The following is an 18,574-nucleotide window of genomic DNA, read 5'->3' on the forward strand; positions in this document are numbered from 1 at the left end:
TACGGACGACCGCCTGCGCGGAATCAGGCCGCGCCACATCCCGCGGCGCCCGGCAGCAACGGAATCCCGGCGTCCCGCCCGGTCCCGCGCGCCCGCAGCGCGACGGCCCCGACGAGCACGTTGCGCACCCGTCGAATTACGCTTCGTATCCATGCGGGCCGTGTCGTCCACGCGAAGCAGCCGCTCCCTGCCGTGGGCCGGAGCGGTGGTCGGCGTGCTGCTGACCACGCTCCTGCACGTCCTGTGCTGCTCACACGGCCCGACGGAAACCACCGCCCTGCGAGCCGACGCCCTGCTGTACGCGTCGCCCGTCACCTGCGGGCAGCTCCCCGCGGACACCCACCGGCAGACCGCAGCGGGACGGAGCGCGCCCGCTCCCGACCACGGTGCCCACTGCGGGGACTTGGACCAGCCGACCATCCAACCACCGCGGGACGAAGGACTGGCAGGACCGCCCGTCTCCGCGGTCGTGCCGCTCTGGCCCGCCGGCCCCCAGGTGGGCGTCCCACCGCCGGCACCTCGTCGATCCCCCGCGCAGGCCACGGCGTTGTCCGACGGACCGACGCGGGCTCTCCTCGGCGTGTGGCGGACCTGATCGGCCCGTGCCGCCCCCCTCTACCAGGCGGGCGGCACGGCGACCGATCACCTCCGTCCCGCTTCCTCGTCCTCGACCATCGGCCGGCTGCCTGTCGTGGCGCCGGCCGTAGGAGACGCACGCCATGGACCGTCCCACCTGCCCCACCCCCGCCATGCCTCCGGCCCAGTTCCTGACCGACGCCAAACACCCCCTGCACACCCCCGCCGGCCTCGTCGGCGACACGCCGGTCCTGTGGATCGGCGCCCCCTTCACCACCGCAGGCCGCGGTTTCTGGGCCAAACTCGAAGGCCACAACCCCGGCGGCATCAAGGACCGCACCGCCCTGCACATGGTCCGTGCCGCCCTGGAGCGCGGTCGGCTCCGGCCCGGCGCCCGCATCATCGAGTCGACCTCCGGCACCCTGGGCCTCGGTCTGGCGCTGGCCGGCGCGGCCTACGGCCATCCGGTCACCGTGGTGACCGACCCCGGCATGGAGCCGCTGATGACCGGGCTGCTCGCCGCGTACGGCGCCGCGGTCGACGTCGTCACCACCCCCCACCCGGAGGGCGGCTGGCAGGCGGCACGCCGACGGCGCGTCGAGGAACTCCTCGCCGCCCGTCCCGACGCATGGTGCCCGGACCAGTACAACAACCCGGACAACGTCGTCGCCTACGCCCCGCTCGCCCGTGAACTCCTCGCGCAACTAGGGCGCATCGACACCCTCGTCGTCTCCGTCGGGACCGGTGGCCACTCCGCGGGCATCGGCTCGGTGCTGCGCGGCTGCTTCCCCCACCTGCGGATCGTCGGAGTCGACACCACCGGCTCGACGATCTTCGGGCAGCCCGCCGCCTCCCGCCTCATGCGCGGCCTGGGCTCCAGCATCCACCCCCGCAACGTCGCCTACCACCTCTTCGACGAGGTCCACTGGGTCGCCGCGCCGGAAGCCGTGTGGGCGGCCCGCCGCCTGGCCCGCGACCACTACGCCACCGGCGGCTGGAGCGTCGGAGCCGTCGCGCTGGTCGCCCGCTGGCTGGCCCGCACCCTGCCTCCGGAGGACCGGGTCGTCGCCGTCTTCCCCGACGGTCCGCAACGCTACGTCGGCACGGTCTTCGACGACGCCTACTGTCGCCGCCACGGCCTCCTGGGGCAGCTGCCCGCCGACGACCCGGACGAGATCGACGACCCCCGGGAGCGCACCGTCACCCGATGGACCCGCTGCACCCACATCACCGACCCGCTCGCCCGTCCCGCACGCCCCGACCTCGTGGGAGCCGCCCGATGAAGCACCTGTGGCAGCAGACCCGCTCCTTCCCGCCCGCCGCACGGCTGTTGATGGCCAACCAGTTCGCCATCAACCTCGCCTTCTCCATGCTGATGCCCTACCTCGCCTTCCACCTCTCCGACGGACTCGGCCTCGCCGCCTGGGCCGTCGGACTCGTCCTCGGCGTCCGCAACTTCTCCCAGCAGGGCATGTTCCTCATCGGGGGCACCCTCGCCGACCGCCTGGGGCACAAGATCCCCATCATGGCCGGGTGCCTCCTGCGCACCGTGGGCTTCGGCCTGCTCGGCTGGGTCGACAACCTGCCCGCCCTCATCGTCGCCTCCGCCGCGGCGGGCTTCGCCGGCGCGCTGTTCAACCCGGCCGTCCGCGCCTACCTCGCCGCAGGGGCCGGTGAGCGGCGGGTGGACGCCTTCGCCACCTTCAACGTCTACTACCAGGCCGGCATGCTGCTCGGCCCGCTCGTCGGACTCGCCCTGCTGGCCGCCGACTTCCGGCTCGTGTGCACGGTCTCCGCCGCGCTCTTCGCCGCCCTCACCGTGCTGCAGTGGCGCGCGCTGCCCGCACGTCCCCGCCAGGGCACGGACAGCGGACACGACAGCGTGCTGGCGCAGTGGCGCAGCGTCGTGGGCAACCGACCCTTCCTGCTCTTCTCCGCGGCAATGATCGGCTCGTACGTCCTGACCTTCCAGGTCTACCTCGCCCTGCCGCTCGCCGTGACCGACGCCCTCGGCTCCCGGGGCACGGCGGTCACCAGCGGGCTGTTCGTGGTCTCGGCCGCGGTCGCCGTGGTGGGCCAACTACGGCTCACCGGCTGGGCCAAGGCCCGTTGGCAGCCCGGCGAGGCCCTGGTACGGGGCCTGGCGGCGATGGGGCTGGCGTTCGTCCCGCTCGCCCTCAGCCCACGCGGCTCCTCGACGGCCGTGCTCGTCTCCCTGGTCATGGCCGTGGTCCTCCTCGCGGCCGGATCCGCGATCGTCTACCCCTTCGAGATGGACACGGTCGTCGCCCTGTCCGGCAACCGCCTCGTCGCCACCCATTACGGCCTCTACAACACCGTCTCCGGACTGGGCATCACCCTGGGCAACCTCGGCACCGGCGCGCTCTGGGACTTCGCCGGGCGCCAGCACGCCACCTGGCTGACCTGGGCGGCCCTGACGGCGACCGGCACGGCCTGCGCCGCGGCCGTCGCCGCACTCGCCCGTACCGGACGCCTCACCGCACCGGAGCCACAGCCGGCCGCGGCATAGGAACCGCGGCCCCTGCGGGCCCGCGCCACGGTGCGGGGCGGCGCCGTCCGCAGATGCCCGTGGTCACTAGGGTTCTGTCCGACCCCGACCCCTCGGACAGACCCTGGTCTGCGCGGACCTCGATCGCCGGCTTGGAGACAGCATGACCCCGCCCTTCACCCCCCTCTGGGCCCGTTGGCGGCCCGCCGAAGATGCCGCGCCGCACGCCTGGGTCGATTGGCCGGGCCCGGTGGTCGCCGCGGGGGCCGTGCCGTGGCGGGGCGGCACGGCGTACGCGAGCATCGGCTTCACCACACCGCACCGGCTGACGGTCCTGGACGCCGCCACCGGGGAACGACTGGCGCCTGCCCTGCTCTGCGACGCCGATCGGGATGTGTTCGCGCTGGCCGCCGGCCCCACCTCGCTCGTCGCCGTGGGAAAGCACGACGTCGTCGAGCCCCTGAACCACGTCCGCGACTCCTTGACGCACGAGGGGGCCGCCGAGGTCAGGCTCGTGGCCGCGGTGAGCGGTTCGGCCGAACCCCGGATCGTGACCGCGCACTCCTTCGAGGGGATCAGGGTCTGGGATGCGGTGACCCGGACGTGCCGGGCCGTGGTGCCGCTGCCGGAACTGGCGAGCCCGGGATGCCTTTGTGCGGGGCTGCTCGCGGGCACGACGCACATCGCGGTGAGCGAGGGAGCGCAGGTGTCCGTCCACGAGGCGGAAACCGGTCGGCTGGTCGCGCGCTGGACCGCCGCGGAGTCCGAGGTGACGCGGATGAGTTGGGCGCACGGGTGGGTGGAGGGGGGTGACGCGGTACTCACCGCGGACGCCAACTCCCGCCTGCGGGCGTGGGATCCGCGTACGGGCGAGCCGCTCGGCCGGGCATGGCCGCTTCCCGACCGGCCGCTGCACCTCAGTGCCACCGTGCTGGACGCGGGTGGCACCAGGATTCCCCTGGTGGTCTGTGCCCACGGCGACGGCGTGCGCGTGCTGCGCACGGATACCGATCAGGTGCCGCTCGACCTTCGGGTGGGCGCTCGGGCACGTACCGCCCATCTCACCGCGGACGGGCTGCTCCTGCTCGGTACCTCTGCCGGGCCCCTCGCCCTCCGTCTCGACACCGGGCGGCTGGCATCCGCGTCGGAGGAGGCGCCGGGGGAATGCGTCGACCTCGATCCGGCCGGCTTCCCGGTGCCCGAACGGGGCACGCACGAGGCCGCGCACGAGACCCCGCGCGCTGCCGCCGCGCTGCCGTCGCACTCCGATCTCGTCGCGCTCTGGGGGGCCGACCACGTCCTCGTCCTCGGCGCGGACCTGGTCAGCGCCGACCTCGACGCGCAGGGCCGTGAGGTGTTGTGCGGCACCGGCCTGCCGCTGTCGCCCGTCCCCGGTCTGTCCCTGGACCAGGACCTCGTCACGGACGGCCCGGCGCCGCTGGACGAGGTCGGGGTGGGGCCGGTGGGTCCGGACGACTCCGACGACACGGAGCTCCCCGAAGGGCTCGACGGTTACCACTGGTTGGGGACGTGGCACGACGACGATCTGGTGCTGAGCCCGACCGGAGCCGTGGAGATCGTCGGTGCGGAGACCGAGTACGAGGAGGCACAGCGACTCAACAGCGGCCTCGGTACGTTCGTCGCCTTCGCCTACGAGTTCGCGCTGGTCGCTCTGCAGCAGGAGCCCGAGTACGGGCTCGAAGCCCGGGAGGCGCGCGTCGAGCGCCTGGAACGGCGCCTGCGCGCGGTGGACGCGACCGCGTTCGCACCGGGCAGTGCCGAGCACTGGCGCGATGCGCTGAGCGATCTCGAAGCGGGGATGTGAGAGAGGGCGTGCGGGACGGTCGTCGCAGCCGTCCCGCTACGCCCCCTTGCCGCGGGCGCGGCGGAACCGGTCGAGCCCGGTGGAGAGGCTGACGATCGGGTCGGGGTAGTCGAGGTCGACTCGGTCCGCAGCGGGAAGTTTCCAGGGCTCGTGCACCAACCGCGGTGGCAGTCCGGCGAGTTCGGGGACCCAGCGGCGGACGTAGGCACCGTCCGGGTCGTACTTCTTGCTCTGGGTCACCGGGTTGAGGACCCGGTTCGGCCGGGTGTCGGTGCCGGTGCCCGCCATCCACTGCCAGTTGAGCTGGTTGTCGGCCACGTCTCCGTCGACCAGCCAGTACAGGAAGTGGGCCGCGCCGATCCGCCAGTCGACGTAGAGGGTCTTGGTCAGGAAGCTGGCAACGAGGAGCCGGGCCCGGTTGTGCATCCAGCCCTCGTGGCGCAGTTGCCGCATGGCCGCGTCGATCACCGGGTAGCCGGTGCGGCCTTCGCGCCAGGCGTCGATGTCGGCGCCCGCGGTGCGCTCCGTGCGCCAGTGGTCGTGCTTGGTGCGGTAGTCGGCGTGCGCGGTCTCCGGACGGGCGGCGAGGACCTGGTGGTGGAAGTCCCGCCAGGCGAGCTGCCGGACGAACGCCTCGGCGCCCGCACCACCGTGCCGGCGTGCCCGGTGCACCAGTTCCACCGGGGACACCGTGCCGAAGTGCAGATGCGCGGAGAGGCGCGAGGTGGCGTCGGCGGCCAGGTCGTCGTGGGTGGTCCCATAGCCGTCGAGACCGCGCCGCCAGTACGCGGTGACCTGTTTGCGCGCCTGGCTCTCCCCGCCCGGCGGCAGGGCCGGGGACACCCCGACGTGGTCGCCGTGCGCCGGCACCTGCTCACCGCCGGCCCCCTCGGGGACGACGACTCGCCCCGGGGCGCGGACGACCGGGCGCAGTGGCGTCCGTGCCCAGTGCCGGTAGTACGGGGTGAAGACGGCGAAGTGGTCGGAGGAGGCGGGGGTCACCATGCCGGGCGGTACGGCGACGGTGACCGCGTCGTGCACGCACAGCCGCCGTCCCGCCGCCTCCAGGGCCGAGCGCAGCCGTTCCTCCCGGCGCGCGGCGAACCGGCTGTGCCCGGCCGCCATGTGCACCTCCTCGGCGTCCGTCCCGGTCACCACCCGGCACACCTCCTGCACCAGGTCGCCGGAGCGCACGACGAGGTGGCCGCCCCGCTCGCGCAGCCCGGCGTCCAGGTCGGCCAGGCAACCGTCGAGGAAGGCGCGGCGGTTGGGCGCGACGAATCCGGCCGCCTCGACGGCGCGGTCCCGCACGAACAGCGGCACGACGGCGTCCGCGGCGTCCAGGGCCGCGCGCAGCGGCGGATGGTCGGTCAGGCGCAGGTCGGCGGTGAACAGGACAACCGAAACAGTCATGTGGGGCAGCCTCTCGCAGCCGGTCGTCGGGGACCGGTAGGGACGCTCCGTTCCTCGGTGCCGGCGGGGCCTGCGGATCCGGCCCGCCGGGCCCGCCTGCGGTGGGCGCGCGCTCGGCGGCGCGGACGATGTCGCGAGGACCGGCACCGGCAGGATCAGTCTCCTGGGCAGGCCGGCCACGGCCGCACAGCGGCGCATCATGTCGAGGTAGGTCAGCGCCTCCGGGCCGCCGATGTCGAAGGCGCGGTTCACCTCGCGCGGCAGGGTCGCGCAGCCGGTCAGCAGCCGCAGGACGTCGCACGGCGGTGAGCCGTCGGTGAGCGTGCGGTGAGCCCGCCCCGCCATCGTGAGGGCATCGCCGGTCCGGCATCGAGGACCGGCCACCGAGAAGGGGAGTTCGGCGATGGCTTCGTTGACGGGGAAGACGGCACTGGTGACGGGTGGCTCGCGAGGGATCGGCCGGGCGGTGGCGCTGCGGCTGGCCGGCGAGGGCGCGCTGGTCGCGGTCCACTACGGCGACAACGCGGAGGCGGCCGAGACGACCGTGGCGCGCATCGAGGAGGCCGGTGGCCGGGCGTTCGCGGTGCGGGCGCGGTTCGGTGAAGACGGCGCCGTGGAGCGGCTGTTCGAGGGGCTGACCGCCGGGCTCGCCGGCCGGGGGCTGGACATCCTGGTCAACAACGCCGGCATCTCGTCGTCGCATGCGATCCGGGACGTGACGCCACCGGAGTGGGAGCGGCTGCTGGCGGTCAACGTCACGGCCCCGTTCTTCGTCATCCAGCGGGCCCTGCCGCTGCTGGACGACGGTGGCCGCATCATCAACATGGGGTCGACGGCCAGTCGTTTCGCGGTCTCGACGCAGATCGGCTACACGGTCACCAAGGCGGCGCTGGAGTCGTTGGCGCCGTCACTGGCCAACGAGCTCGGTCGGCGGGGCATCACGGTGAACACGGTCGCGCCCGGGGCGGTGCGGACCGATCTGACCGCCGGCTACACCGCGATCCCCGAGGCGGTGGCGGGACTTGAGGCGATAACAGCGTTGGGGCGGCTCGGTGAGCCGGAGGACGTGGCCGACGTCGTCGGATTCCTGGCGGGGCCGCAGGGACGGTGGATCACCGGCCGGACCATCGACGTGTCGGGCGGTACGTATCTCGGCCCCCTCGTGTGAGGCGGCGGCGGGTGGCGGGGCGTGCGGATCCCCATGCCCCCCGCGGTCCCCATCCGCGACCGCTCACGCACGGCCGGAGCGCCGGTCGATGAATAATCACCGGCATGCGCTTCGGAATCCTCGGCGGTACGCAGGCGTGGCGGGACGACGGGGCGGAGGTGCCGCTGGGCGGTCCCGCGCGCCGGGCGCTGCTCGCCCTGCTGCTCGTCCGGCCCGGTGAGGTCGTCCCGGCCGAGCGGTTGGCCGACGGTGTCGGAGCCGCCGCCGGCGGTGCGGCGGCGGAGGCGCCGTCCGCCCATGCGCTCCAGTCCCAGGTGTCCCGGCTGCGCTCGGCCCTGGGCGGGACGGCGGTGATCGAGCGCAGTGGGGCGGGCTATCGGCTGGTCGTCGCCGCGCGGCACGTCGATGCCGGGCGGTTCGAGGAGTTGGCCCGGGAGGGCCGGTCGGCGTTGCGGGAGGGCGATGCGGGGCGGGCGCGGGCGCTGCTGCGCGAGGGGCTGGCCCTGTGGCGGGGGCCGGCGCTCGCGGACGTCGCCGACAGTGCGCCGGGGCGGGCCCCGGCGGCGCGGCTGGAGGAGTTGCGGCTGACGGCGCTGGAGGACCGGTTCGAGGCCGAGCTGATGATCGGTGAACACCGCGCGGCCGTACCCGAGTTGCGGGCGCTGCTGGACCGTCATCCGCTGCGGGAACGGCTCGCCGCGCTGCTGATGCGGGCGCTGTTCGCCGACGACGGGCAGGCCGCGGCGCTGGTGGTGTTCGAGCAGGTCAGGCGCCGCCTCGCGGAGGAGCTGGGCACCGGGCCGTCGGCGGAGCTGACCGGGCTGCACCGGGAGCTGCTGAACGCCGACGCCGCGCCGACGCCCACCGCGCCGCCCGCCCCGCTGACGGCCCTCGTCGGCCGCGCCGGGGAGGTGGTCGAGGTCGGTGAACTCCTGGGCGGGGCACGGCTGGTGACGCTGACCGGGCCGGGCGGCGTCGGCAAGACCCGGCTGTCCGTCGAGGTCGCCGCGGCGGCGAGCGGAGAGGTGTGCTTCGTGGAACTGGGCGCGCTGCGCGACGCGGCCCTGCTCCCGCAGACCCTGCTCGTCGCCCTCGGCCTGCGCGAACGGGGCCTGCACCTGACCCGCGACGACCAGGGCCCGCTGGACCGACTGCGGACGGCGTTGTCGGGGCGGAGCCTGCTGCTCGTGCTGGACAACTGCGAGCACCTGGTCGAGGAGGTCGCCCTGGTCGCGGCACGCCTGCTGGCGGCCTGTCCGCGCCTGCGGGTGCTGGCGACGAGCCGGGAGCCGCTCGGCGTCATCGGCGAACACCTGCACCCCGTGCGGCCGCTCGACGACCCCGCGGCCGAGGCGCTGTTCACCGACCGGGCCCGCGCCGTACGGCGCGCCTTCGTGCCCGACCCGGTCGCCGTACGACGTGTCTGTGCGGCCCTCGACAACCTGCCGTTGGCGATCGAGCTGGTGGCGGCCCGGCTGCGCACCCTGAGCCTGGAGGAGCTCGCGGCCCGCCTGCCCGACCGGTTGGCGGTCGCCGCGCGCGGCACCCGGGCGGCCGACGGGCGGCACCGGACGCTGCGTTCCGCGGTCGCCTGGAGTTGGGACCTGCTCTCGGTGCCGGAGCAGCGGGCGGCGCGGCGCTTCTCGGTGTTCGCGGCGGGGGCGGGCGTGGAGACCGCGCTGCGGGTGTGCGACACCGACGAGGAGACGCTGGAGTCGCTGGCCGACAAGTCGCTGCTGGACCGGTCCGGCGGGCGCTATCGCATGCTGGCCACGATCCGTGCCTACGCCGCCGAACAGCTGGACGCCGCGGGCGAGACGGCGGCGGTGCGGCACACCCACGCGCGGACGGTGCTGGAGCTGGTGCGCGCCGCCGAGCCATGGCTGCACCGCAGTGAACAGCTGTCCTGGTTGGCGGTCCTGGCGGCGGAACAGCCCGAGGTAATGGCGGCCGTGCAGGGGGCCGTGGCCGCGTCCGAGACCTCAACTGCCCTGGAACTGCTGGCCTCGGTCGCGTCGTACCTGTGGATCCGCGGCCTGTCCGGCACGGTGGCGCCGCAGGCCGCGGCCCTGCTCGACGCCGTGGGGGACGCTCCCCCGCCCGGGCTCGACGAGGAGTACGCCGTGTGCGTGCTGTTGGCCGCCTCGGGCCCGCCCGGGAGCCGCGCGGTCTGGCACAGGCACCGGGCCTCGGCCGGGCGGGCGCTCGTCTCGGTGTGGTCGGCCGGGCGTGCGGGCCGCTGCCCGACCGCCCTCCTGTTGTGGATGATGCACAACGCCGGCGACGGCGACGCACCGGGTGCGTTCGCCCTGGTGTCCGCCCAGCGCCACCGCCCCGACCCCTGGGTCAGTGCGGCCGCGCAGTATGTGACCGCTTTCGGCCCGCTCGGCGACGGGGACCTCGCCGAGGCCGAACGGGGCTTGCGCACGGCCGTCGGGCAGTTCCGCGCGCTGGGCGAACGCTGGGGCACCGCGCTGGCCCTCGATGCGCTCGCCGGCCTGGTCGGCGTGCGCGGCGACCAGGCTGCCGCGATCGCGCTGACCGACGAAGCGCTGGTCCTCGCCGAGCAGTTGGGTGCCTGGGAGGACCATGCCGACTTCCTCGTCAACCGGGGGGACCACCGGGTGACCACCGACCCGGTGGCGGCCCGCGCCGACTACGCGCAGGCCGCCGACCGCGCGCACCGCGCCGGCAGCGCCACGGCCCTCGCCGCCGCCCAGCGCGGCCTGGCCGACCTGGCGCTGCTGGGCGGTGACCGCACCGCGGCGCAGCGCCTGTACGACCAGGCCCTGGAGCGCCAGGACCCGCACTGGGTGAGGGGCCTGGCCAACCGCATCCGGACGCTGGCCGGCCTGGCCCGGGTCGCCGATGCCTGCGGCGACCGCGCCGGGGCCCGGGCCCGCTATCGGCAGGCGGCCGAGGCGGCGAGCGCGTCCGGAGCGGCACCGCGAACGTCGTTGCCCGACGCGCTGCGCCTCATGGGCCTGCCGGCGTCCGTCGCCCAGGAGGTGGCCCGCCACCTGCCATAATCCGCACCATGACTGCTTCGCCCCGCATACTGGCGGAATTCGCTCAAACGGCCAGGATCGGGCCGATCGGTTGCGGTGCCGCACTGCCCGAGTTGGTGGCGGCGCTGGGCCAGCCGTTCGTCGGCGACCCCGTGGACAGCACGTCCCGCTGGCCGCGCTGGTTCGGCTACGGCAATCTGCAGTTGGTCGTCTGTCAGTGCCGGCTGGTGGTCCAGGTCATCGTTCCGGTGTGGCACGGGGAGATCGAAGTCCCCGACGCCCGGACGCACGCGATGGTCAGCCATCCGTCGGAGGTGACGTACTCGCAGTTCACCGCCGCGCTGGACGCTGTCGGGTGCGACTGGCGACGCGGGCAGGACCTGCCCTGGCAGTGGACCGTGGAGAGCGAGGTGGACGGGATCCGGACCGAATTCGTGTTCGTCACCACCGAGGGCCATGACGAGCCTCCGCTCGCGGACCCGGTGCTGAACAAGGCCGTCTCCTCCGCGTTCCACGACTGCCCGCCCATGACACCGGACCAGGAGGGCGACGACTTCGGCGTGGCCTGAGCGCCTCAGGCGGGCCGCGCAAGCGCGTCGCCCGCTTCGACGCGGCCGGCGACGCCAGGACGCGCTGAACACGCCTCACCAGCGCCCGGATGACGCCCTGTCACCCAAGTTGCAAAATCCCCTTGCAAAGGCACTTTGCAACTCCTAGCCTGCTCCCATGGCAGAGCAACCGCCCGCGCAGGAGATCACCGACGTCGAGGCGCTGCGCGTCCTGGCGCATCCGATCCGACAGAAGATCGAGCAGTGTCTGCGCAAGGGGCCGGGCAACTCGGCCGGGCTCGCCAGGCAACTCGGCGAGAGCACCGGCCTGGTCAGCTACCACCTCAGGCAGATGGCCAGGCACGGCTTCGTCGAGGAGGTTCCGGAGCTGGCCAAGGGGCGGGAGCGGTGGTGGCGCGCGGTGCCGGGCGACCGGCGGTATCCGCCGTACAGCCGACAGACACCCGAGATGCGCGAGGCCCTCACCAAGATGCATCGGCTCAACCTCGCCGAACTCATCGAACAGGCACAGCAGTTCGCCAAGGCGCGCGACACGCTCGGGCCGTGGGCCGACGCGGCGCTGTTCTCCCGGGCCACGCTGCGGCTCGACCGCGACCAACTCCGCGCGTTCTTCGAGGAGTACATCGCCCTCGTCTACCGCTACTCCCCGCCCGAGGGCGAGGCCGCGCCCGACGCGCGCGCCGTGCTCGTCCGCCTGCTCGGCTTTCCCGAGATCAACTGACCGCTCCCTCCGCAACGCGTCTTCAGGGAAGGAGCCGCACCGCCGTGCAGCTCACCGTCAAGCCGCTCATACGCACCTGCCTGGCCCTGGCCTGGGCCGCGCTCGCCGTGCTGCTCGCCGCGCCGCGGGCCCACGCGGACACGAAGGACGGCGACCCGGTCCGTCAGGACGTCTCCTTCCGGGGCGGTGGCGGCCTCGTCCTCCACGGCACCGTACTCACCCGCCCGGACACGCCAGGCACCCGTCCAGGCACCCGTCCGACCACCAGCCCGGGCATCGTGCTCATCGGCGGCTCGGGGCCGGGCCCCCGGGACGAGTACCGGCAGGAGGCCGAGACCTTCGCCCGCGCCGGCATCACCACGCTCGTCTTCGACAAGCGGACAGTCGGATACTCCACCACCCACCATGACTACGACCTGCTGGCGGACGACGCGCTGGCCGGGGTGCGCCTGTTGCGCGAGCGCAAGGACGTCGATCCGCACCTGGTCGGGCTCTGGGGATTCAGCGAGGGCGGCTGGGTGGCACCGCTGGCCGCCGCCCGCTCCTCCGACGTCGCCTTCCTGATCACGCTCGGTGGGTCCGGCTACGCGCCGCTGCGCACCCAGGCATGGAATCTCGGCACGCATCTGCAACACCGGGGCGTCGACGGGTCCTTCCGCGGCGTGGTCGCCGGCCCGGCGGCCCAACTCATGGACTCCACCGGCCTGTTCCCCGCGGCGGACCACGATCCCCGTCCGGTGCTGAACCGCCTGCACCACATCCCGGTACTGGCGCTGTGGGGCGCCTACGACAACCAGATACCGCCCCGGGAAAGCGCACGGATCTTCCGGGAGTCCCTCGACCGGGCAGGCAACAGGCACGCCGTCATCGGCTTCGTGCCCGGCGCCGCGCACAACGGACACCGGACGACGGACGGCTTCGACCGCATCGGCGGCCCCCTGTTCCACGGCAGGCCGCTGGGAGAGCTGACGCCCGGCTACGCCCGGACCATGACGTCCTGGGTCCGGGCCGTCGCGGCCGGCCACCCGCCCGAGTCCCGCACCGCGCCCGCCCCGCCCCAGGCCATGTCCAGCGTTCCCGTCCCGGGCCGCACCTGGTGGGCATGGCTCCTCCCCGCCCTGCTGTGCGTCGGCTTCGCCGCCTACCCCCTGAGCGCCGTCCTGCGCCGGGGCCCGGCAGTCCGCCCCGTTCGCTGGCTGTCCGGCCTGGGTCTGCTCACCGTCGTGGGCGCGGTGCAGTGCCCGCTCGCGGTGTACGTGGCGGGCGACGGGGCCGCGGCACCCGTTCTGTGGGGACGCCCGCTGGCCTGGCTGGCCGTGCAGACGCTCGCCGTCGCCGTGCTCGTGACGGCGGGTGTCACGGTCGCCACCGTCCTGCGCAGGCACCGCACCTGGAGCCGGGCGGCCTGGCTCCGAATCGCGCCGGCCGCCCTCGCCACCATCGGCTTCGTGCCGTGGGCCGTGTGGTGGGGGGTGTTGCGGCCATAGGGTCTGTCGTCCGCCCGGTGGGCCGGGTCCGCGGCGTCCGGCGCGGGCCCGGCCTCGTCCGTTGTCACAGCCTGGCGCCGCCGGTGGCGTCGATCACCTTCCCGGTGACCCAGCGCGCATCGTGCGAGGCGAGGAACGCGACGATGTCGGCCACGTCGTCCGGCTGGCCGACCCGGCCCAACGCGGCCCGCGATGCGGCGTCCGCCTCCGCGGCCGGATTGCCGCGCAGCCACTCGGCGTTGACGTCGGTGTCGACGATCCCGGGCGCGACCGCGTTGGCGGTGATGCCCCGGGGACCCAGTTCCTTGGCCAGGTTGAGGGTGAAGTTGTCCAGGGCGCCCTTGGTGGCGCCGTAGGCGATGGCCTCGGGCATGGCCAGCCGGCCGGCACCGCTGGAGACGTTGATGATCCGGCCGCCGTCGCGCAGTCGCTTCAGCCCTTCCCGTACGACGAAGAACGGGGCGCGGACGTTGACCGCGAAGACCTTGTCGAAGTCCTCCTCGGTCAGTGCGGGGAGGTCCGCCAGCATCGCGATCCCCGCGTTGTTGACGATGATGTCGACCGCCGGCCGCGCCTCCGTACCGGGAGCGTGTTCCGTGATCCGTTCGTCGAAGGCCGACCAGAGGTCGGCGGCGTCGCCGTGGTGGCCCAACGGGGCGTGCAGCGCGACCGCCCGGCCACCGTCCTTGCGGATGCGCGCGACCACGTCGTCCGCCGCAGCCGCGTCGCGGGCGTAGGCCACGGCGACCACGGCCCCGTCGCGGCCGAGGCGTTCGGCGATGGCGCGCCCGATGCCCCGGCTGCCTCCGGTGACCAGGGCGATCTTGCCGTCGAGCGGGCGGTGGTGGCGGTGGTGGTGCGTCATGGCGGATGGCTCCCTCTCACATTGCGGGCGCTGCTGCGCGCGCTGGTGATCGGGACGCTAAAGCCTCACACGGATGTGAGAGTCAAACCGTCGCACGACGGTGGAGTGTGCGGTCGTCCCCACTCCCCAGGAGGTGACTGGCAGGGCCCGGGCGGTATTTCGCTCGATCGCGCCGTGGAGGACCCGGTAGGTTCCCGCCGTGAGTGATGACAGGGAAACGAAGATCCGCCTCGCGGCGACGGCGGACGCGGCGGCGATCGCCCACATCCACCGGGCCTCCCGCGCGGCGGCGATGCCGTACCTGCCGCCGCAGAAGCGGGGTCACGAGCAGGTGACCCGGTGGTTCGAGGAGGTCGTCCTCACGACGTGCCGGGTGTGGGTGGCGGTGCGGGGGACGGAGATCCTCGGCTACGCCGCTCTCGAAGGCGACCTGCTCGAACACCTCTACCTGCGGCCCGACCTGCGCCGCCAGGGCATCGGCACCCTGCTGCTCGACGAGGTCAGACGGCACAGTCCGGACGGGCTGTCGCTGCACGTCTTCCAGCAGAACTCCGAGGCCCGCGCGTTCTACGCACGCCATGGCTTCGATGTGCTCGACACCAGCGACGGCGACCGGAACATGGAGAACCTGCCCGACATGACCCTGCGCTGGCCCGGGTGGTGACCAGGTGCCGAGGGCGGGGAGGGGGTCGGGGAGGGGCGCACGACGCCCCTCCCCGACCAACCGGTCCCGGTGTCAGGAGCTCGGCAGCTCCGCACGGACCGTGCGGGCCGCGGCCACCAGGCTCTCCAGGGAGGCCCGCACCTCGGGCCAGTCACGGGTCTTGAGCCCGCAGTCGGGGTTGACCCACAGGCGTTCGGCGGGGATGGCCCGCAGGCCGGTGCGCAGCAGGTCCGCCGCCTCCGCCGGGCTCGGCACGCGCGGGGAGTGGATGTCGTACACGCCGGGTCCGGCCTCGCGCGGGTAGCCGTGGGCGGCCAGCTCCCGGGCGACCTGCATGTGGGACCGGGTGGCCTCCAGGCTGATCACGTCCGCGTCGAGGTCGTCGATGGCCTGCACGATGTCGCCGAACTCGGCGTAGCACATGTGGGTGTGGATCTGGGTGTCCGGGCGCACCCCGCTGGTGGACAGGCGGAAGGCATCGGTGGCCCACGCCAGGTACGCGGGGTGGTCGGCGGCGCGCAGCGGCAGCGTCTCGCGGAGCGCGGGCTCGTCCACCTGGATCACCGACGTGCCGGCCGCCTCCAGGTCGGCGACCTCGTCGCGTAGCGCCAGGGCGACCTGGCGCGCGGTCTGCGCCAGTGGTTGGTCGTCGCGGACGAAGGACCAGGCGAGCATGGTGACGGGGCCGGTGAGCATGCCCTTGACGGGGCGTTCGGTCAGTGACTGGGCGTAGGTCGTCCAACGGACCGTCATGGGCTCGGGACGGGAGATGTCACCGGCCAGCACCGGCGGGCGGACGTAGCGGGTGCCGTAGGACTGCACCCAGCCGTGTCGGGTGGCGAGATAGCCGGTGAGCTGCTCGGCGAAGTACTGGACCATGTCATTGCGTTCGGGCTCGCCGTGCACCAGGACGTCCAGCCCGGCCTGCTCCTGGAAGGAGACGACCTCCTGGATCTCGGCCTTGATCCGCTCCTCGTAACCGGCGGTGTCGATCCGGCCGGCCCGCAGGTCCGCGCGGGCGGCGCGCAGTTCGTCGGTCTGGGGGAAGGACCCGATGGTGGTGGTCGGCAGCAGCGGCAGGCCGAGGTGGGTGCGCTGGGCGACGGTCCGCTGGCCGTATGCCTGGGAGCGTCGGACGTCGGCCTCGGTGACGGCCGCTGCGCGGGCCCGCACGGCCGGGTCGTGGGTGAGGACCGAGTTGGCCCGGGAGGCCAGGTCGGCGCGGTTCGCGGCGAGTTCGGCGGCGATGGTGTCGGTGCCCTGCGACAGGCCGCGGGCCAGGGTCACCAGTTCCGTGGTCTTCTGCCTGGCGAAGGCCAGCCACCGGGCGATCTGCGGGTCGACGTCCCGTTCCAGGGCGGCGTCCAGCGGCACGTGCAGCAGCGAGCAGGACGCCGCCACATCGACCCGGTCGGCGAGGCCGAGCAGGGTGCCGAGGGTGGCCAGCGACTTCTCCAGGTCGTTGATCCAGATGTTGCGGCCGTTGACCACGCCCGCCACCAGGCGCTTGCCCGGCAGTCCCCCGACGGCCGCCAGCGCGTCGAGGTTGGCCGCGGCCGCGTCGGTGAAGTCGAGCGCCAGTCCGTCCACCGGAGCCTTGGCCAGTACGGGCAGGGCGTCGCCGAGCCGGTCGAAGTACGACGCGACCAGCAGCTTCGGGCGGTCGGTGCGGGTGCCCAGTTCGCGGTAGGCGCGTGCGGCGGAGTTCAGGTCGGCCGGGGTGCGGTCCTGCACCAGGGCGGGCTCGTCGAGCTGCACCCACTCCGCGCCCGCCGCCCGCAGGTCGGCGAGGACTTGCGCGTAGACCGGCAGCAGCCGGTCGAGGAGGGTCAGCGGCTCGAAGTCGGCGGCCACGCCGGGGGCGGGCTTCGACAGCAGGAGGTAGGTGACCGGGCCGACCAGCACCGGCCGGGCCGTCAGCCCGAGCGCGAGGGCCTCCTTGAGCTCGGCCACCTGCTTTGCGGAGTCGGCGGTGAAGACGGTGTCCGGGCCCAACTCCGGTACGAGGTAGTGGTAGTTGGTGTCGAACCACTTGGTCATCTCCAGCGGCGCCACGTCCTGCGTGCCGCGCGCCATCGCAAAGTAGCCGTCGAGGGCGTCGGCCGCGACGGCGGCGCGGTGGCGGTCCGGGACGGCACCGACCATGACGCTGGTGTCCAGCACATGGTCGTAGTACGAGAAGTCACCGGTGGGCACCTCGTGGATGCCGGCGTCGGCCAGTTGCTGCCAGTGGGCGCGACGCAGGGTGCGGGCGGTCTCCGTCAGGGCGTCGGCGGTGACCTTGCCCTTCCAATAGCCCTCGACGGCCTTCTTCAGTTCCCGGTGCCGGCCCTGGCGGGGGTAGCCGTACACGGTGGCCCGTGCTGCCGCGGCTGCGGGCTTCGCTGTCACGGAACTCTCCTTCGCGAAATGGTCTCCTGCAACGTCCCGGCGGGGGAACGAGGAGCGCGAAGGGATGACGAACCCGGCGGATCCACGGTGCGCTCGCGACGCACGGGTCCGCCTGATGTGTACGCCGACCCGCCCTCGAGGTCACCGGGATGTCCGTCCACGCATTGGCGTGCACGGGCAACGGGCAGGTCTTCGGACTCGCGGGCGCGCCTGCCGGAGTCTTCCGGCGGGCACCTACTGGCCGTCGCTTCCCGGATCCGCGGCCCGGATCCAGTGCGTATGACGGCGGTCGTTCCCACTCACCGCTGCGGGGCAGTCCCGGATTCCCACCGGGTTCCCTCTTGCGACGCTCCCGCCTGGCGGACGGGGCGAACCTGTTGCCCGGCCAGCGTAGAGCGCCGTCCCCCTGACGGTCACCCATGTTCAGATGCCGGACTATGAGATGAGACACAGGTGGCACGGGGTTTGGCCGCGTCGGGGGGAGACACGGCTCCGGGGCGCCGGTCCGCACTCGTCGCCGCACGCCTGCCCCCGCCGGCCCCCCTTTCCCCTCCCGACGCCCTCCGGTCCCGAAGTACTTCGATATCGACGGGGACGGCGCCGCCGTGGACGCGAGCCAGGAATCCAAGAATTCGCAGGACGCGGCAGCAGAGGTGAAAGGCATGCCCCACAGCGCGCCAATTCGGTACGGAAAGGGGCTGGTCACAGAGGAGCTGGGTGGTTTTGCAGAGCAGTTCGCCGACGGGTGCGGGCGGCGACTCGCGGGGAGTGGAAGTTTCCGGGGAATGCCTGGGATGTCAGCGATGACCAGCCGACTTGCGCATCCGTTCGCGAGCGGAGACCGGCATAATCTATCCCCCGATGCCGATTGGCTTCAACTCACCTATTTCCACTAAAGTTTGGGGTGCACCACACAGGAAAGGGGCGCCAAAATGGCCGTCAAGGAAACCATCCAGGTTGATGAGTCGCAGAAGGATGAGCCGGGTGTTCAGGAGGTAATCACTCCTGTTCCGGTCGGCAACCAGATCGTCAAGAAGGCGACTTACTGGCAGTCGATTCTCCAGGACGACCTCAATCCCGAGGTGACGGACGGCGTCACGCCGATCCGGTTCGCCGTCCCCGCGATGGTCGACGAGGAATACGAGACCGAGGAGTTGAACGAGGACGGCACCAAGAAGATCGCGATCCGTCAGGTTCTCGATCTCAAGTGGTACGAGGCCGACCTCGGCGCCGAGAACGTGGCCAAGCTCCAGGAAGCGGTCAAGCCCTTCGTGGCCGTCGCCCGCGCCTCCGAGGCTCCCACGTCGAAGCCGGCGCGCAAGAAGCGCGCGGCCAAGTAAGGAAGCAACGCCCCCTCCGACGAGGGGGCGTTCACGTC

At 73.2% G+C, this 18,574-nt stretch carries 14 protein-coding genes and 1 riboswitch; of the genes, 11 read left to right on the forward strand and 3 right to left on the reverse strand.

Annotated features, from left to right (window positions below; all coding sequences use genetic code 11):
* The first annotated feature begins 160 nt into the window (after positions 1 to 160).
* The 4 genes from JNO44_RS05735 (at position 161) to JNO44_RS05750 (ending at position 4,910) form a co-directional block, all read left to right on the forward strand.
* On the forward strand, positions 161 to 595 hold the full coding sequence (locus tag JNO44_RS05735) for a hypothetical protein (protein WP_205361962.1): 435 nt from the start codon (positions 161 to 163) through the stop codon (positions 593 to 595).
* Between the two features lie 124 nt (positions 596 to 719).
* Positions 720 to 1,859, forward strand: coding sequence for a PLP-dependent cysteine synthase family protein (locus JNO44_RS05740; protein ID WP_205361964.1), 1,140 nt, complete (start codon positions 720 to 722; stop codon positions 1,857 to 1,859).
* A complete protein-coding gene (locus tag JNO44_RS05745; RefSeq protein WP_205361966.1) occupies positions 1,856 to 3,106 on the forward strand; it encodes an MFS transporter in 1,251 nt (416 codons plus the stop codon). The genes JNO44_RS05740 and JNO44_RS05745 overlap by 4 nt, the downstream gene beginning before the upstream one ends.
* Positions 3,107 to 3,248: 142 nt before the next feature.
* On the forward strand, positions 3,249 to 4,910 hold the full coding sequence (locus JNO44_RS05750; RefSeq protein WP_205361968.1) for an SUKH-4 family immunity protein: 1,662 nt from the start codon (positions 3,249 to 3,251) through the stop codon (positions 4,908 to 4,910).
* 36 nt (positions 4,911 to 4,946) lie between these two features.
* Here the strand turns inward: JNO44_RS05750 and JNO44_RS05755 are convergent, their stop codons facing one another.
* Positions 4,947 to 6,323, reverse strand: a complete 1,377-nt coding sequence (locus tag JNO44_RS05755; RefSeq protein WP_205369414.1) for a cryptochrome/photolyase family protein — start codon at positions 6,321 to 6,323, stop codon at positions 4,947 to 4,949.
* A gap of 403 nt (positions 6,324 to 6,726) precedes the next feature.
* Between JNO44_RS05755 and JNO44_RS05760 the strand changes: the two genes are divergently transcribed.
* The 5 genes from JNO44_RS05760 to JNO44_RS05780 all read left to right on the forward strand — a co-directional run bounded on the left by JNO44_RS05760 (position 6,727) and on the right by JNO44_RS05780 (position 13,276).
* Complete coding sequence (locus JNO44_RS05760; RefSeq protein WP_205361970.1) at positions 6,727 to 7,491, forward strand: SDR family NAD(P)-dependent oxidoreductase; 765 nt, start codon at positions 6,727 to 6,729, stop codon at positions 7,489 to 7,491.
* A gap of 104 nt (positions 7,492 to 7,595) precedes the next feature.
* A complete protein-coding gene (locus JNO44_RS05765; protein WP_205361972.1) occupies positions 7,596 to 10,520 on the forward strand; it encodes an ATP-binding protein in 2,925 nt (974 codons plus the stop codon).
* An 8-nt stretch (positions 10,521 to 10,528) separates the two neighbouring features.
* A complete protein-coding gene (locus JNO44_RS05770; RefSeq protein ID WP_205361974.1) occupies positions 10,529 to 11,068 on the forward strand; it encodes a hypothetical protein in 540 nt (179 codons plus the stop codon).
* A 157-nt stretch (positions 11,069 to 11,225) separates the two neighbouring features.
* Positions 11,226 to 11,789, forward strand: coding sequence for a winged helix-turn-helix domain-containing protein (locus JNO44_RS05775; RefSeq protein WP_205361977.1), 564 nt, complete (start codon positions 11,226 to 11,228; stop codon positions 11,787 to 11,789).
* Positions 11,790 to 11,833: 44 nt separating this feature from the next.
* On the forward strand, positions 11,834 to 13,276 hold the full coding sequence (locus JNO44_RS05780; RefSeq protein WP_205361979.1) for an alpha/beta hydrolase family protein: 1,443 nt from the start codon (positions 11,834 to 11,836) through the stop codon (positions 13,274 to 13,276).
* A 64-nt stretch (positions 13,277 to 13,340) separates the two neighbouring features.
* Here JNO44_RS05780 and JNO44_RS05785 read toward each other — a convergent pair whose 3' ends face one another.
* On the reverse strand, positions 13,341 to 14,141 hold the full coding sequence (locus tag JNO44_RS05785; protein ID WP_205361981.1) for an SDR family oxidoreductase: 801 nt from the start codon (positions 14,139 to 14,141) through the stop codon (positions 13,341 to 13,343).
* Positions 14,142 to 14,340: 199 nt separating this feature from the next.
* On the opposite strand from JNO44_RS05785, the gene JNO44_RS05790 reads away from it, so the two are divergent.
* On the forward strand, positions 14,341 to 14,805 hold the full coding sequence (locus JNO44_RS05790; protein WP_205361983.1) for a GNAT family N-acetyltransferase: 465 nt from the start codon (positions 14,341 to 14,343) through the stop codon (positions 14,803 to 14,805).
* Between the two features lie 72 nt (positions 14,806 to 14,877).
* Here JNO44_RS05790 and metE read toward each other — a convergent pair whose 3' ends face one another.
* Positions 14,878 to 17,196, reverse strand: a complete 2,319-nt coding sequence (gene metE, locus JNO44_RS05795) for a 5-methyltetrahydropteroyltriglutamate--homocysteine S-methyltransferase (RefSeq protein WP_205361984.1) — start codon at positions 17,194 to 17,196, stop codon at positions 14,878 to 14,880.
* Between the two features lie 166 nt (positions 17,197 to 17,362).
* A riboswitch (cobalamin riboswitch) is annotated at positions 17,363 to 17,589 on the reverse strand.
* A 539-nt stretch (positions 17,590 to 18,128) separates the two neighbouring features.
* Between metE and JNO44_RS05800 the strand changes: the two genes are divergently transcribed.
* Positions 18,129 to 18,536, forward strand: coding sequence for an Lsr2 family protein (locus JNO44_RS05800; protein WP_205361994.1), 408 nt, complete (start codon positions 18,129 to 18,131; stop codon positions 18,534 to 18,536).
* Positions 18,537 to 18,574 lie beyond the last annotated feature (38 nt).

The organism is Streptomyces noursei (assembly GCF_016917755.1).
Taxonomy (GTDB): Bacteria; Actinomycetota; Actinomycetes; order Streptomycetales; family Streptomycetaceae; genus Streptomyces; species Streptomyces yunnanensis.